This window comes from Haloarcula salina (genome assembly GCF_049603855.1).
Classification (GTDB): Archaea; Halobacteriota; Halobacteria; order Halobacteriales; family Haloarculaceae; genus Haloarcula; species Haloarcula salina_A.
The window spans coordinates 2,361,086-2,374,633 of record NZ_CP187146.1; the positions used below are offsets into that span (position 1 = coordinate 2,361,086).

The 13,548-nt window shown below is 69.9% G+C and carries 13 protein-coding genes; 7 read left to right on the forward strand and 6 right to left on the reverse strand.

Translation table 11 applies throughout. The features are described from left to right. Window positions 1–2 precede the first annotated feature (2 nt). On the forward strand, window positions 3–2,126 hold the full coding sequence (locus ACOZ4I_RS12140; RefSeq protein ID WP_423999877.1) for a GH32 C-terminal domain-containing protein: 2,124 nt from the start codon (window positions 3–5) through the stop codon (window positions 2,124–2,126). Window positions 2,127–2,160: 34 nt separating this feature from the next. On the opposite strand, the gene ACOZ4I_RS12145 is transcribed toward ACOZ4I_RS12140, so the two are convergent. After that, a complete protein-coding gene (locus tag ACOZ4I_RS12145) occupies window positions 2,161–3,513 on the reverse strand; it encodes a glycoside hydrolase family 68 protein (protein ID WP_423999879.1) in 1,353 nt (450 codons plus the stop codon). A gap of 124 nt (window positions 3,514–3,637) precedes the next feature. Further along, window positions 3,638–3,865, reverse strand: a complete 228-nt coding sequence (locus ACOZ4I_RS12150; protein ID WP_423999881.1) for a hypothetical protein — start codon at window positions 3,863–3,865, stop codon at window positions 3,638–3,640. A gap of 151 nt (window positions 3,866–4,016) precedes the next feature. Here ACOZ4I_RS12150 and ACOZ4I_RS12155 point away from each other — a divergent pair, with 151 nt between their 5' ends. The 4 genes from ACOZ4I_RS12155 (at window position 4,017) to ACOZ4I_RS12170 (ending at window position 7,320) form a co-directional block, all read left to right on the forward strand. Next, on the forward strand, window positions 4,017–5,063 hold the full coding sequence (locus ACOZ4I_RS12155) for a phytoene/squalene synthase family protein (RefSeq protein ID WP_423999883.1): 1,047 nt from the start codon (window positions 4,017–4,019) through the stop codon (window positions 5,061–5,063). 166 nt (window positions 5,064–5,229) lie between these two features. Then, window positions 5,230–6,471 carry a hypothetical protein gene (locus tag ACOZ4I_RS12160; RefSeq protein ID WP_423999885.1) on the forward strand — a complete coding sequence of 414 codons (1,242 nt, stop codon included), beginning with the start codon at window positions 5,230–5,232 and terminating at the stop codon, window positions 6,469–6,471. A gap of 72 nt (window positions 6,472–6,543) precedes the next feature. Beyond that, window positions 6,544–6,933 (forward strand): hypothetical protein, encoded by a 390-nt coding sequence (locus ACOZ4I_RS12165; RefSeq protein WP_423999887.1) that lies wholly within the window; start codon window positions 6,544–6,546, stop codon window positions 6,931–6,933. 39 nt (window positions 6,934–6,972) lie between these two features. Further along, window positions 6,973–7,320, forward strand: a complete 348-nt coding sequence (locus ACOZ4I_RS12170) for a TRAM domain-containing protein (protein ID WP_423999889.1) — start codon at window positions 6,973–6,975, stop codon at window positions 7,318–7,320. Between the two features lie 302 nt (window positions 7,321–7,622). Here ACOZ4I_RS12170 and ACOZ4I_RS12175 read toward each other — a convergent pair whose 3' ends face one another. After that, entirely contained in the window at window positions 7,623–8,318 is a 696-nt protein-coding gene (locus ACOZ4I_RS12175; protein WP_423999891.1) for a phosphoribosyltransferase, read from the reverse strand. Window positions 8,319–8,407: 89 nt separating this feature from the next. Beyond that, window positions 8,408–9,790 carry a tRNA pseudouridine(13) synthase TruD gene (truD, locus tag ACOZ4I_RS12180; protein ID WP_423999893.1) on the reverse strand — a complete coding sequence of 461 codons (1,383 nt, stop codon included), beginning with the start codon at window positions 9,788–9,790 and terminating at the stop codon, window positions 8,408–8,410. 134 nt (window positions 9,791–9,924) lie between these two features. Here truD and ACOZ4I_RS12185 point away from each other — a divergent pair, with 134 nt between their 5' ends. After that, on the forward strand, window positions 9,925–10,062 hold the full coding sequence (locus ACOZ4I_RS12185; RefSeq protein ID WP_423999895.1) for a hypothetical protein: 138 nt from the start codon (window positions 9,925–9,927) through the stop codon (window positions 10,060–10,062). 7 nt (window positions 10,063–10,069) lie between these two features. Here the strand turns inward: ACOZ4I_RS12185 and ACOZ4I_RS12190 are convergent, their stop codons facing one another. Further along, window positions 10,070–11,422: an MFS transporter gene (locus ACOZ4I_RS12190; RefSeq protein ID WP_423999897.1), complete on the reverse strand. Its 1,353-nt coding sequence runs from the start codon at window positions 11,420–11,422 to the stop codon at window positions 10,070–10,072. 111 nt (window positions 11,423–11,533) lie between these two features. Between ACOZ4I_RS12190 and ACOZ4I_RS12195 the strand changes: the two genes are divergently transcribed. Beyond that, window positions 11,534–12,505 (forward strand): C-terminal binding protein, encoded by a 972-nt coding sequence (locus ACOZ4I_RS12195; protein WP_423999899.1) that lies wholly within the window; start codon window positions 11,534–11,536, stop codon window positions 12,503–12,505. Between the two features lie 72 nt (window positions 12,506–12,577). On the opposite strand, the gene ACOZ4I_RS12200 is transcribed toward ACOZ4I_RS12195, so the two are convergent. Then, a complete protein-coding gene (locus tag ACOZ4I_RS12200) occupies window positions 12,578–13,501 on the reverse strand; it encodes a thiamine-phosphate synthase family protein (RefSeq protein ID WP_423999901.1) in 924 nt (307 codons plus the stop codon). Between the last annotated feature and the right edge of the window lie 47 nt (window positions 13,502–13,548).

Consider the following 13,548-nt stretch of genomic DNA (forward strand, 5'->3'; position numbering starts at 1 on the left):
CCATGGCGCAGTCGCGACGCGTCGGCTGTCTGTACGCCGACTCCTGTACGGACGAGCAACGGGCGGCGTACGACTGGTGTAGCGACGCCTTCGACGGCGCGGAACGCCGGTCGCTCGCCGAGGTCACGCCGTCGGACTACGACGTGCTCTGGTGGCACCGGGACGAGCGCTTCGACGAGCGAGTGCTACCCGAGGAACGCGCGGCAGCCCTGACCGAGTACGTCCGCGACGGCGGAACGCTGCTGTTGACGCTAAGCGCGGTAGCCGCCGTCGAACCGCTCGGAATCGACGCGATGGGCCCGGACGCCACCGGCTGGGAGGAGATTTCCGAGCCGACCGGGCACCTGTGGAAGGCACTGTACGCCGACCACCCGATACAGGCCGACTACGACACGCTCCGGGTGCACACCCGCGGCCCGGGCGTCACCGTCCCCTACGCGCGCTACGAGTCGGTCCTGCCGGAGTCCGGCGACGTGTTCGCGAGCACGGTCCGCGGCGAGCGCGACGCGGTTTCGCAGCTGACGGTCGTCTCCTGGGAGCCCGGAAACGGACGGGTACTCGGCATCGGCTCGTCGGTGGCGTTCGCACAGCCGACTCACGACGTGTGTCAGATGAACCGGGAGACGCTGGTCGCGAACTCGCTCGCGTATCTCGCTGGGGACGAGCGCCACCCGCTGACGGGCCGGCCGGCCGACGCCGCGGCGCTCGGTCGGTGGCGCGAGCGTCTCGCCGAGGACCCGAACCGGCCGATCTATCACGTCACCCCGCCCGCGAACTGGCTCAACGACCCGAACGGGCTCATCCACTGGAACGGCCGCTATCACCTGTTCTACCAGTACAACCCCGCCGGGCCCTTCCACGGCACCATCCACTGGGGCCACGCGGTCAGCGACGACCTCGTCCACTGGGAGGACCGTCCGGTGGCGCTATCACCCTCGCCCGACGGCCCGGACCGCGACGGCTGCTGGTCGGGCTGTGCGGTCGACGACGACGGCGTCGCCACGATCCTGTACACCGGTGGTCGGGACAAACGCCAGCTCCCCTGCATCGCGACCGCGGCCGACGACGACCTCACGTCGTGGGACAAGGACCCAGAGAACCCCATCATCGAGGAGCTCCCGACCGACCCGGAGGTGTTGCGGACCGAGGACTGGGAGGGCGAGTTCCGGGACCACTGCGTCTGGCGGGAGGACGGGACCTGGTACCAGCTCATCGGGGCCGGCATGGAGGGCGGCGGCGGCGCGGCGCTGCTGTACGAGTCTGCCGACCTCCGCGACTGGGAGTACCGCGGGCCGATCCTCGCCGGCGACCGAGACACCGCCGGCACCGTCTGGGAGTGCCCCGAACTCCTCGACTTCGGCGACCGGCAACTGCTGCACGTCTCGAACTACGAGGACGTGGTGTACTTCCTCGGCACCTACGAGGACGGCGAGTTCGACGCCGACCGCCGCGACAAGCTCGACCACGGCGACTTCTACGCGCCCCAGTCGATGTGGACGGCCGACGGCCGCGTGCTGACGTGGGGCTGGATTCCCGAGGCCCGGGACCTGAGCGCCCAGTGGGACGCCGGCTGGTCCGGCGCGCTGTCGCTGCCCCGTGAGCTGTCGCTGGCCGACGACGGCGGGCTCTGCCAGCGACCGGCCCCGGAACTCACCGAGCTTCGCGGTTATGCCACGAGCCGCGACGCGGTGCGACTCGGCCCGGGAGACACGGAGCGGCTGGGCGTCGACAGCCGGTCGTTCGAACTGCGTGCGACCGTCCGCCTGGAGGACGCCGAGGCCGTCGAGGTCCGCGTCCTCGAATCGCCGGACGGGGACGAACGGACACCGATCCGCTACACATCCGAGAGCGAGATCGCCGTCGACCGCACCCGGTCGAGCGAGGACCCGCAGGCGACGGTCGACACGCAGACGATGCGCGTCACGCCGTACGACGCGCCCCTGTCGCTACGCGTCTTCGTCGACGGCAGCGTCGTCGAGGTGTTCGCCAACGAGCGCCACTGCCTGACGAGCCGCGTCTACCCCACTCGCGAGGACGCCACCGGCGTCTCCCTGGCGGCCGAGGGCGGTCGGGCGACGATCGCATCGCTCGACGTGTGGGAGTTACAGAGCGCGTGGGAGCGATAGGCGGAGAGATTCGGAGCGTGGGGAGCTCGGGCCGTTACTCGCTGTTACCGTCCCCGTCGCTCGGCTGTGTGCCGTAGCCACCGTCGCTCTCGTCGCTCGCGCTCGCCTTCCCGCGGCGGATCAGCTCGCGGTCCGTCGGCGGTAGCTCCTCGCCGGCCAGCGGGATGTGCCAGTGACCCAGCGCGCCGAGGATTCGCGTCCGCGCTCCCTCGACGTCCAGGCGGAGCGTCGGCCCGAGCGTCCCGCCGAAGCGGCGCATCTGCTCTGGCTCGGAGAGGTGCGCGATCTCGTCCAGCGTCTCGCCGGCGAAGTCGTAGTAGTTGAAGAAGCTCTGGACCAGCACCTCCTCGCCGTGGGGGAAGGCCATCCACGAGTACGACTGGAACGGTGCGTTCTCGGGGTTCGTGGCGACCAGACCGGAACCGTTCAGCGGGACGTACTCGCCCCGGAACTCCTCGGCGACGAAGCCGTACAGCGCGTCGAATCCCTCCAGTCCCGGCGCGAACGTGTGGAGGTGGCTGGAGACGAACAGGTAGTACAGGCCGTCGCGGTAGACGACGTGGGGCCGTTCGAGCTCCTGGTTGACACCGACAGCGTCGAGCAGTGGGTCTGAGAGTTCCCACTCCAGCGGGTCACCCGTCGGCGAGCGGGCGACGCCGACGCTACCGTTGAACTCCTGGAGCGCGGCGTCGCCGCCGCAGGCGTCGCTGCCCTCGGGCACCGGCGTGTTCGCCTCGAACAGGAGCCACGTCTCGCCGGTCCCGGGGTCCTCGAAGAACCACGGGTCGCGGAAGGTGTAGATCATCCCGCGGGACTGGTCCTCGCGCTCGTAGCGCTCGCCGTCGGGCGTGAGAAGTTCGTGGTGCGTCCAGGGTCCGGCTAGCTCGAAGCCGTCGTCGGTGTCGATGCGCCCGCCGCTCGCGCCGACGATGCGCTGGGCGTAGGTCAGATCCTCGCTCCCCTCTTCGCCGGCGGCAGTGTAGAACAGATAGACGCTGCCGTCGTCGTCGTACAGCGCCGACCCGGCCCACTGGCGCTGGCCGAGTGCGCGCTCGAACACCGGGCCGGCGTCGTGCCAGGTCCGGCCGTCTTCGGAGTAGAAACACCGAATCGTCGCCACGTCGTGGCGCTTGCCCGGCAGGAGGTCCGAGGGAGCGGTCAGCGAGAAACAGACCCGGTAGCCGTCGACCGAGGCGAGCGTGCCGTCGCGCTCCCGGAGAAACCACGTGTCCCAGATGTGGACCGCGGGGATTTGCTCGGTCTCGGGCGGGTAAACGATTGGCGCGACAGTGTCGTCCGTCCGCTCGATTCCCCTCGCCTGTTCGCGCGTCCAGCCGGCGCGGGCTCCCGTCCCCGGTGACCCGTCGCCGAGCGTCTCGTTGGCCATACCGAACGTTGGACCGACGAGCGCAATAAGTGTTCCTCGAAGGTACAACAGGTGTTGTATATGATTCGATCCCGTGCTCGACGGTCCGAGGGAGACCGACGACGGACGGCCAGTGAAGGGACCGCTAGTCGCGGGCGTCCTCGCTCCGCTCGACGCCCTCGGGACCGGTGATGTCCAGCGGGCGGATCCACTCGTACCAGAGGAACACGACGCCGAGCCCGTAGCCCAGCGCCCAGACGGCGCTTCCGAGCCACGGCCGACCGAGCGTGCTGAGCGCCCAGTTCGCCAGCCCCGGGAGCACGACGACGGCGATGACCGAAAGCGTTAGCACGACCGCGTCCTGGGCGTTCACGTCCGGACCCTCCCGCTCTGTCGGGCAACCATACTCGTCGTTCGGACTCGGAACAGGTGATTCTGTCGGACCGGCCCGTCGAGCGCGGTCGGCGACCGACGTTGTAGCCACCCCATTTTTATCATCGTATGCCCTACCCCGGGTGTCGGGAATGTCTCAAAACCACACAGGCCGGTCGTCTTCGGAAGACGTCGAGTGGTGCTACGATGCCGTTCACCGCGTGTCGCGGACGTTTAGTCTGACGATTTCGGAACTCAACGAACCGATGGCCCGGGACATCTGTCTGGGCTATCTCCTCTGTCGCGTCGCCGATACGATCGAAGACGCCGGTCACCTGCCGCCAGCGGTCCAGGCCGAACTGCTCCGGACGTACAGCCGCGTCCTCGAACCGTCGAACGGGACCTCCATGGCGGCGTTTCACGACGCCGTCGGAGAGTGGATCCCGGCGACGACGGACGCCGACTGGGAGGTCGTCGCGAACGCCGGCCGCGTCGTCGACGTGTTCCGCACGCTCGACGACCACTCCACGCGGGCCATCCGCGGACCGGTCCGGGAGCTCGTCGACGGCATGGCGATGTTCGTCGACCGCTACGCCGACGCCGGCGGCCTGCGCATCAAGACGCTCGACGAGCTCGAGGAGTACTGCTGGTACGCCGCCGGAACAGTCGGGACGCTCGTCACCGGCCTCGTCTCTCACGAGGCCTCCGACGAGCAGGTGGCACAGATGGAGGAGAACGCCCGCTCGTTCGCACTCCTGCTCCAGCTCGTCAACGTCGCCAAAGACGCCGCGACCGACATGGAAGAGGAGAACAACGTCTACCTCCCGCTGGAGTTGCTCGACGAGCAGGGACTCGACCACAGCGACGTGGGGAATCCCGAGAACGTCGACTCGCTGGTCCCGGTCATCGAGCAGGTCACCCAGCGCGCCGAGGGCTACCTCGACGACGCCCACCAGTGGCTCGAAGCCATGCCCGAGACCCGCGGCAACACGCTGTCGGCGTGGGCCATCCCGTTCCTGCTGGCCGTGGGGACCATCCGCGAACTCCGCGAGCGGCCCGCGGACGTGATCGAGCAGGGCAACGTCAAGATCTCCCGCGAGGAGGTCCACACCGTCTGTCAGCAGTTCGTCGGCGAGGACGAGCCCTCGCTCGCGGAACTCCGGACGAAGATCCGACAGCGCCCGCTCCACGAGTACTGACGACCGCATCGACATTCCCACTCGCTCCTGTGGCGGTCGTCCCCGATCGACCGCCGTCGTTTCTGCTCCGGTCACGTTCGTATGTCGACCGCCGACGAGCGCCCGGTATGCCGACGACCGCGCCGTCGTGGACAACACTCATGTCGGTCCTGTGTGAACGCCGGCCATGGCTACCGCGGCGGACGGGCTCGCCGAACCGCAGGTGCTCGCCCGGACCAAGGACAGGCTGTTCGACGGCGGCGCGGACGCGTACGTCGTCGCCGACACGCAGTTCGCACAGGCGCGCTGGCTGGACGAGACGCCCATCTCCGAGTCAGTTCGGGACGCGCTCGCCCCGTTCAACCACGTACAGGTCGGGACGGGCTACCCCGACCTCGTCGGCGTCGACCGGCTCGGGTCGGACCTGCTGGCCGTCGACCGACTGGGCGAGGACCCGCCGCTGATCGCCGTCGAGGCGAAGGGGTACACCGAAGACGGGACCGTCGACGCCGAGCGCGCCGTCGTCCAGGCCCACGATCGGCTCAACGAGGCCAACGTCGCCTTCGTGAGCGCGCCGCGTGCGGCCATCCCCACGGCGGCGCGGACGATGGCCCGCGAGCTCAACGTCGGCGTCCTCGGCGTCGAATCGGACGGCGTCGTGACGGTGCTCGAACGACCGCGCGTCGTCGGCCACGGCTCGACTGACGCCGCCTCGGCGATCCGGTTCCAGGCGAGCGCCCAGGGCGTCGCCGACCGGAACTTCGGCCTCAATCACCCGAAGAACTACGTCGGCGTCCCGCTGGCGGTCGCCCACGACGGCGACACGCGAGCGCTCGTCGAAGACCGGGTAGTCGGCGCGGTCGACTCGGCGGTCGCCGGCGCGACCTTCCTGAACCTCGTCGACGACGGTCGCGACACCCTCGCGCTGACGCCGCTCGGTCGGGAGGTCGTTCGCTTCGCACTGCGGACGGCCGGCTCTCTCGACGCCGCGCTCGACGGCTTCGCGGACTGGAAGCGCTCCCGGAAGCGGTTCGTCGACGTCGCACCCCGGTGGGGCGAACTGGTCCGACGCATCGTCTACAGCTACCCGGCGACGCAACTGCTCGTCGAGGAACTGTACGCCCTCCACCGCGACGGTCACGCGACGCCCTCGCTCGTCGAGTTCGTCGAGTACCTCCACGCGCTGCATCCGGAGTTCACGGTCGAGTTGTTCCTCCGCGGCGACGACGACGTTCGCCAGCGGGTCCTGACCGGAGACGGCGACCTTCGGCGAGACGCGCTCACCGACGGGAGCGTGTACCACTCCCCCACCGTGTTCCAGCTGAAGGCGATGTACTACCACGCCGGCGTCCTGACGACCCGCGGCGCGGAGCCGTCGAACCTCGACCCCGCGGCCGACGAGTGGGCGCTGTGCGACTCGCTCGCGTAGCATCGATCGCCCCGCGGGGCCAGCGTCCGCACCCGCGGAATCCTGAAAGGGCCGAGGCTCCTATCGAGGCGTATGTCCGAGACGCTGGAACTGCCCAACGGCGACGTGGTCTCGCCGGACGACGTGTTCAACTACAACGACTACCCGTACCGACTCGTCTGGCTCGACGGCGACAGCCACGCCTTCGCCTTCTCCCCGCTGTACTGGGGCGACAGCGGTATGGACATCCCGTTTCGCGACCGGGAGGCCCTCGTCGATCAGTGGGAGGCCGACGCCGAGGGCCTGCTGACGCCGGCAGAGTGGGCGGACTGGCTGGACGAGGCGGCCACAGACCCGCGGTTCAGCGACGAGGAGGTCGCCGAACTCGCCGACGAACTTCCCGGGGACTGGGACGGCGCGGACGAATCGGACGCTGGCTCCGAGCAGTCGGGGGGTGGCCTGCGCGATCGACTCGGACTCTGATCCCCGAACGGTATTATCCCCCGGACCGAGAGACCACCTATGCAACTCGTCTGGATCGCCGCCGCCGGGGGCGCAATCGCGGTGCTCGCGCTCGGCGGTCTCCTCCGGCGACGCCTCACAGACCGCAGCGCGTCCAAGCGCGCCCACGACGCCGCACAGCAGCGCGACCCGCCCGTCGAACTCGGCGAGGTCTACGAGTTCGGCGTCACGGAGTTCACCGACCACCACTCCGGCGACCGGGTCGCTGTCGGGAAGGTCGAGGGGTTCGTGCTGTTCACCGACGACGTGCCCGCGTCGGTCTCGCCCGGCGACGTGATCCGCGCGAAGGTTCTCTCGTTCAACCGCGGCCACACCTCCGCGGACGCGCGGTTCGTCGAGCGCGCGTAGTCGCGGACGACCGAACGTGTGTCGCAGCGGCCGCCATCGAGCGTCGCCGCGGCCGCCATCGAGCGGGCGCGAACCGAACCTGTCGTTACGTGAGAAAGAGTTATCACGCGCCGAGTCATATGTTAACAGTAACCATGACACCGGCCAAGATCCGCGAGCGCCTCGAAGAGTCAGGTGACCGTGTGGACACCGAGATGTTCGTCAGCGCGCTCGAGTACGTCCGCGACGACGGACGAACCCACCGCTAATCGGAGGTGACGGCAGAACCGCAACCGCGACGATAGCAGCAGCGCTCGCGCTCGTTAGTTCTCGCGCAGTCGCCAGCCGTCGCCGGCCGATTCGACGACACCGCGCCGTTCCATCTCGCTCGTGACCTCGTCCAGTCGGTTCGGCTGCGCGATCTCTAGCTCCGTTCGCGAGACGCCGTGGTGCTCCCGGAGCAGTCGCCGCACGTCGTCCTCGGTGTGGACCGACTGGTCGCTCTTCTCCATGACGCCGGCGACGAGTTCGACCATGTCCTCGACGAAGTTCCACGGGTAGACGACCCAGGCCCACTCGTCGAGGCGCTCGCCGACGAAGTCGGGTTCGTGGTCGCTGGTCTGGAGCAACTGGAGCGTCGCCGTCCGAACGCTGCTCGGGTCCCGGTCGCGGACACACTCGGCGGCCGTCTCGATGGACTGGCCGGTGTCGGCGATGTCGTCGACGACGAGCACGTCCTTGTCCGCGACCGCTCCGTCGGCCAGCGGATAGCGGATCTGCGCCTCCTCGCCCTTCTCGGCGGTCCCCACGTAGTGTTCGACCTTCAGGCTCGCCAGGTCGTCCAGCCCGAGGAAATCACAGAGACAGCGCCCGCCGAACCAGCCGCCGCGGGCCAGCGCGACGACCACGTCGGGCTCGAAGTCGGCGGCCTTCACGTCGTCGGCCACGTCGCGACAGAGCCCGTAGATGTACTCCCAGTCGGTGATGGTACACGAGAACTCGTCCGGTAGCTCGCCCATACCGGATTGCTCGGGCGACCGGACTTACCCGTTTCTACTCGCGGGAGCGGGGCCGGTGAGCGCCGGTCCGGCCCGGCCCCAACGCCGCTTCACGCGTCCGGGTCGCCCTTCCGAAACTCGCGAAGGACGACCGTCGCGTAGCTCCCCTTCGGCAGCGAAAACGAGAACGTGAGGTCGTCGCCGTCGCGGTCGACGCCGAGCTCGGTCCGAAGCAGTATCGCGCGGCAGGTTCCGTCGCTGTCGAACGCGCCCGGGAGGTCGAAGTCGCCGGGTTCGAGGCCGACGTCGTCGAGCACCTCGCGAGCGATGTCGCCCGGTTCGCCGTCGCCGAGGTCGGTCTCGGTCCCGACCAGCGGCGCGGTGACGAAGGCGCGGCCGCGCTCGCAGTGGCGCTCGACGGTCGACAGGCGCTTCGCGGTGACGCGCTGGGTGCGGTCGGGGTCCGGCACCGCGAGGTCGCTCGGCGCGTCGGCGTCCCGGAAACACACCACGTCGCCCTCGACGGGGCGGTCGAACGGCAGACCCCGTTCCAGGCGTTCCGAGAGGATCCGGTTGAACACGTACGACTGGGCGGCGTTGACGAACAGCGACTGGAGGTTCGACGGCAAGGCTTCGAGCGCCTCGCGGAAATCCGCGGGCTCGTCGGCCCCGTTCTCGACGAGGCGGTGACAGATGGAGCGCTCGTAGCCCAGCGCGCCGGGGAGCCTGTCGAGCGCCCCCGCCCAGTCGCGCGTCTCCTCGGCGTAGGCGCGGGCCTCGCGGGTGGCCGCCGGTTCGCGTTCGTGGGGGTTGCCGACGTACGCCAGGACCGCGCCCTCCCAGTCGCCGCGGGCGATGGCGAGCCCGACCTCGTGGGTGACCGGGCGGCGCGATCCGAAGCGCTGCTGGCCGAAATAGTTCGGCACGCCGACCGTCGTCTCGCCGTCTGGCAGGTCGGCGGCGGCCGTCGGCCCGTCGTCCGCGGTCGGATCCGCTCCGCCGGCGAAGGCCGCCAGGTCCGCCACGACCGCGGCGGCGTTCTCGGCCCGCTCGGCGTCGCGGACGACGATCTCGAAGGCGTTGCCCGCGAGGTCGCCGAACAGAATGGGACGGCCCGCGCGACCGACGACCTCGATCGTCGCGCCGTCGACCTCCGGGAGATCGTCGGCGTCGATTCCCTTCACCGAGAACAACTGCGTCGTGACAGCGCGCTTGTCTTTCGTCCCCGCCCAGGACACCCGCTCGCGGGAGATGCCGAGCCGGTCCGAGAGGCGACTCGCGAAGTCGTTGGTGTCCCAGTTGCGCAGTTCCGCCCGGAAAACGAGGTGGGGGTACGCGCCGGTGTCGGCGTCGACGGGTTCGGTGTCGAACGCCTCCAGTTCCCGGACGCGGAAGTCCGCGGGCCTGTCGCGGAGGCGACCGCCCACCCCCGCCGCGTCGCTGACGTAGTGCTCCATGCCGACCGCCCGCTCGATGGGGTGGGCCTCGCGCATGGTGGGGTGTTCGCGGGTCGACGCTTAGGGCTGGCGCTCTCGGTCGGCGCGGCCCTCTCGTGCGCAGACTTACCACACTGGGGGCCGGAGAGACGACTAGGTCGTCGAACGGCGGACGACCAGTGAGCACCACGATGGCAAAGATAGCATGCGAGCACTGCGGCCGACGGATCACGTTCGACAGGGACGGTCAGGAGACGCGCGCGCCGATGCGGTACTGCCCGCGCTGCGGCGAGAAGCTCCCGCCGGAAGAGGAGTGGGAGGCACTGTGAGGGCCGTTCAGGCGTACGCCTCGAACTCCCGGCCGAACGCGAGGAAGTACGCGACACCGGCCAGACCGACGACGGTCGCCGCGCCGAAGGCGAGTTCGGGGCCGGCCCGGAGCACCAGCCCGCGGACCGACACCGCCCACTCGCTGCCGTAGAGCCAGCCGCCGAGCGCGGCGCTCGGGATAACGACGACGTTTCTGACGAGGTAGTACGTCCCCGTGACGCGGCCGCCGGCGTCGCGCTCGGCCGGGCCGACGATGAGCGCCTTGTGGGCCGGCAGGCCGGCGAAGCGCAGGCCGGAGAAGGCAAAGAGCAGGAGGACGAGCCACTGGTCGCTTGGGGCGAAGATCAACAGGAGCGGGAACGTCGCGTACACCAGAAAGCCCAGCGCGACGGCGGGCTTGAGGCCGGCCCACTCGGCGAACTTCGAGACGGGGGCCATCGAGACGACGGCGACGACCATCTCGACGCCGAGGAGGACGCCGAAGAAGGCGTCCGGGCGCAACGAGACGCCGAAGCCGGTGAAACCGACCGCGAGGAAGTCGGTGACGACGATGACGAAGAAGACGTACACCATCCCGTTGGCGAACCGGATGAGCGTGTCGGCGACCAGCAGCGGCCGCAGGGTCGCCGGCATCGTCCGCAGGTCGCGAACGACCTGTGCGACGCCTTCGAACGACTTGCCGATGGAGTCCTCGCTCGCGTCGTACAGCAGGTGCTGGGCGACCGTGGCGACGAGTCCGCAGGCGACGGCGAGCAAGAGGACGCGCTGGAAGCCGCCGACGAACGTCGCGGTGGTGGCGAGCAGCGCCGCGGCGGCCAGCGGCCCGACGAGGAAGCCGATGCGCCGGAACACTTCGGTGCTGGCAAAGCCCATCGCCAGCCGCTCGGGCGGCACGCTCTGCTTGACGATGGCGAAGGTCGCGCCCAGCCCGAAGGACTTCCAGGCCTGTGCGAGAAAGAGGCCGAGGAACACCAGCCACCACGCCGGGAGCGTCCACGCGCCGACGGTGACGTCTCCGACGACGCTCGCGAGGTACCAGACCCCGAATCCGAGCGTCGCCAGCGTCGCGAAGGCGGTGAGCGCGAGGCGCGAGCCGACGCGATCCGAGACCGCCCCGCCGGGGTAGGGGTACACCGCGCTGATAAAGTTCCCGACACTCCCGTAGAGGCCGATGACGCCCGCGCTGGCCCCCAGCACGCGCATGTACTCCGGGACGTACCGGCTGGTCATCTGGAAGGCGAGGCTGAACGCCAGCATCGACAGCGAGAGGACCAGCACGTCCCGCTCTAGCGCGAAGAACTGCCGGAAGGAGTCGAGCAGGTCGACGCCCTCCTCGGCGGCGTCGGTGTCGGTAGCCATCGGCTAGCGGTACCGTCGCGCTCACCATATAGCCGGGAGAACCGGCGAGCGAGGAGCGTCGCCCCCGCCGCGTGAGGTGGGTTTATTTCGACCCGACCGGAACGCCACGGTATGACACATCGAGTCGTGGTCTCGGACACGAAAGTCATGGACGAAGCGACGCGGGCGGCCGTGCTCGACGCGGTGGACGCGACGGTCGAGACGACCGACGCGAAGGAGCCGGCGGCCGTGGCCGAGGCGGTCGCCGACGCGGACGCGCTGATCGTGGACGCCGGGACGCAGGTCACCGCCGAGGTCGTCGACGCCGCGGACTCGCTAGAGGTCGTCGGCCGGGCCGGCATCGGCGTCGACAACATCGACGTGCGCGCGGCGACCGACGCCGGCGTCACGGTCCTCAACGTCCCCGACTACTCCGTCGAGGAGGTGTCGACCCACGCCTTCGCGCTCATGCTGGCCTGCCTGCGGAAGATTCCCACGTTCGACCGCTCGGTGAAGGACGGGGAGTGGGAGTGGGCGGTCGGCCAGCCGATGCACCGCCTCGCCGGCCAGACCGTCGGCCTCGTCGCCTTCGGCAAACTGGCGAGCCGGTTCGCCGCGAAGCTCCGTGGCTTCGACGTCGACGTGATCGCCTACGACCCGTACGTCCCGGCCTACCGGATGGGGGACCTCGGCGTCGAGAAGGTCGACTTCGAGACCGTGCTGACCGAGTCGGACGTCGTCTCGGTCCACGCCCCGCTGACCGACGAGACGCGCGGGCTGTTCGACGCCGGCGCGTTCGACCGGATGCGCGACGACGCGCTGCTGGTGAACACGGCCCGGGGCGGCCTCGTCGACGAGGACGCGCTGTACGACGCCCTGACGAACGGCGACATCGCCGGCGCGGGGCTCGACGTTCGCGCCTCGGAGCCGCCCGGCGAGTCGCCGCTGCACGACCTCGACAGCGTCGTCTGTAGCCCCCACGTCGCGTGGTACTCCGAGGAGTCGCGGGCGGAACTGACCGAGACGGTGACCGAGGACGTGCTGCGCGTCCTCCGGGGCGAGGAGCCGAACAACCCCATCGACCCCGAGACCGGCTGGTTCTGAGGCCGCCGCGTCGCCCGCGTCGGTCCGCGACCCGGCGGCGGCCACGGGGTGTGTCCGCCAGCAATTCGACGGCTACTCGGCCGCGTCTGCCAGCAATTCGACGGCGAACTCGGCCGCGTCGACCGCCGTCTCGCCGAAGACGTAAGTGATGGGTTCGACGCCGAACGCGCCCTCGTGGTAGATGACCCGCGGGACGGCCCCGCGTTCGCGGAACGCCGCTTCGAGGCGGTCGGCCCGGTCCTCGTAGCCGGCGTCGAACTGCAGGGGCTCGACGCCGCGCTCGCGGGCGCTGTCGAGGACCGCCTCGTCAGTCACGACGTTGAGCGCGGCCCGGCGCGTCGGGTCGACGGCCATCGCGGCCAGAATCGTCCCGGCGACGTGCTCGGAGGCCCCGAACTCCGGGTTCGACGGGACGTTCACGCGGCCCCGGAGGTCGTGGATGCGGCCGGGGACCGCCGCCACGTCGAGCGCGTCGTCGGCGTCGGGCAACGCCATCCCGACGTTCATCCCCACGTTCGGGATGGCGGCGACCACGACGGCGGCGTCAGAGAGCAGGCGCGTCGCCCGCCGAACCGAGGAGAGGACGGTCCGCTCTTCGAGCACCGCGGCGTCCGTGCCTCGCACACAGAGGTCACAGCCCATCCCCTGGAGGGCCGGCATCTCTTCCTCGTGGACCGCACAGATGGGGCCGCGGTCCTCGAACTCGGCGACGAGCGCGAGCAGTTCGTCGAGCACCTCGTACTCGTCCATCTCGTCGGCGGCCAGCCCCGCTGCGATGCGCTCGATGGTCTGGCGCATTCGGGGGTCCTCACGAAACCGGTCCTCGACGGAGACGTCGCCGCTCTTGTACTTGCTCACCGCGGCCTGCGTGACGCCGAGCTGGTCGGCGATCTCCTGTTGGGTCCACCCCTCCGCGTCGAGTTCCGCCGCGAGCATCGCGCGAGCCGTGGGCAGGAACCGCTCGACGACGATCTCGCTCGGCAACTGCAGTGTCATTACCCCACGTGAGACGCCCCGGCCACAAGTACCCTGCCGGCCGTCGG

What these genes read in the sequence shown, in the direction of transcription:
- ACOZ4I_RS12200 (WP_423999901.1), bottom strand. Translation starts at nt 13,501, where the DNA reads ATGACACTGCAGTTGCCGAGCGAGATCGTCGTCGAGCGGTTCCTGCCC.
- ACOZ4I_RS12185 (WP_423999895.1), top strand. Translation starts at nt 9,925, where the DNA reads ATGGCAAAGATAGCATGCGAGCACTGCGGCCGACGGATCACGTTCGAC.
- ACOZ4I_RS12145 (WP_423999879.1), bottom strand. Translation starts at nt 3,513, where the DNA reads ATGGCCAACGAGACGCTCGGCGACGGGTCACCGGGGACGGGAGCCCGC.
- ACOZ4I_RS12140 (WP_423999877.1), top strand. Translation starts at nt 3, where the DNA reads ATGGCGCAGTCGCGACGCGTCGGCTGTCTGTACGCCGACTCCTGTACG.
- ACOZ4I_RS12170 (WP_423999889.1), top strand. Translation starts at nt 6,973, where the DNA reads ATGCAACTCGTCTGGATCGCCGCCGCCGGGGGCGCAATCGCGGTGCTC.
- ACOZ4I_RS12195 (WP_423999899.1), top strand. Translation starts at nt 11,534, where the DNA reads ATGACACATCGAGTCGTGGTCTCGGACACGAAAGTCATGGACGAAGCG.
- ACOZ4I_RS12190 (WP_423999897.1), bottom strand. Translation starts at nt 11,422, where the DNA reads ATGGCTACCGACACCGACGCCGCCGAGGAGGGCGTCGACCTGCTCGAC.
- ACOZ4I_RS12155 (WP_423999883.1), top strand. Translation starts at nt 4,017, where the DNA reads ATGTCTCAAAACCACACAGGCCGGTCGTCTTCGGAAGACGTCGAGTGG.
- ACOZ4I_RS12165 (WP_423999887.1), top strand. Translation starts at nt 6,544, where the DNA reads ATGTCCGAGACGCTGGAACTGCCCAACGGCGACGTGGTCTCGCCGGAC.
- ACOZ4I_RS12175 (WP_423999891.1), bottom strand. Translation starts at nt 8,318, where the DNA reads ATGGGCGAGCTACCGGACGAGTTCTCGTGTACCATCACCGACTGGGAG.
- ACOZ4I_RS12160 (WP_423999885.1), top strand. Translation starts at nt 5,230, where the DNA reads ATGGCTACCGCGGCGGACGGGCTCGCCGAACCGCAGGTGCTCGCCCGG.
- truD (WP_423999893.1), bottom strand. Translation starts at nt 9,790, where the DNA reads ATGCGCGAGGCCCACCCCATCGAGCGGGCGGTCGGCATGGAGCACTAC.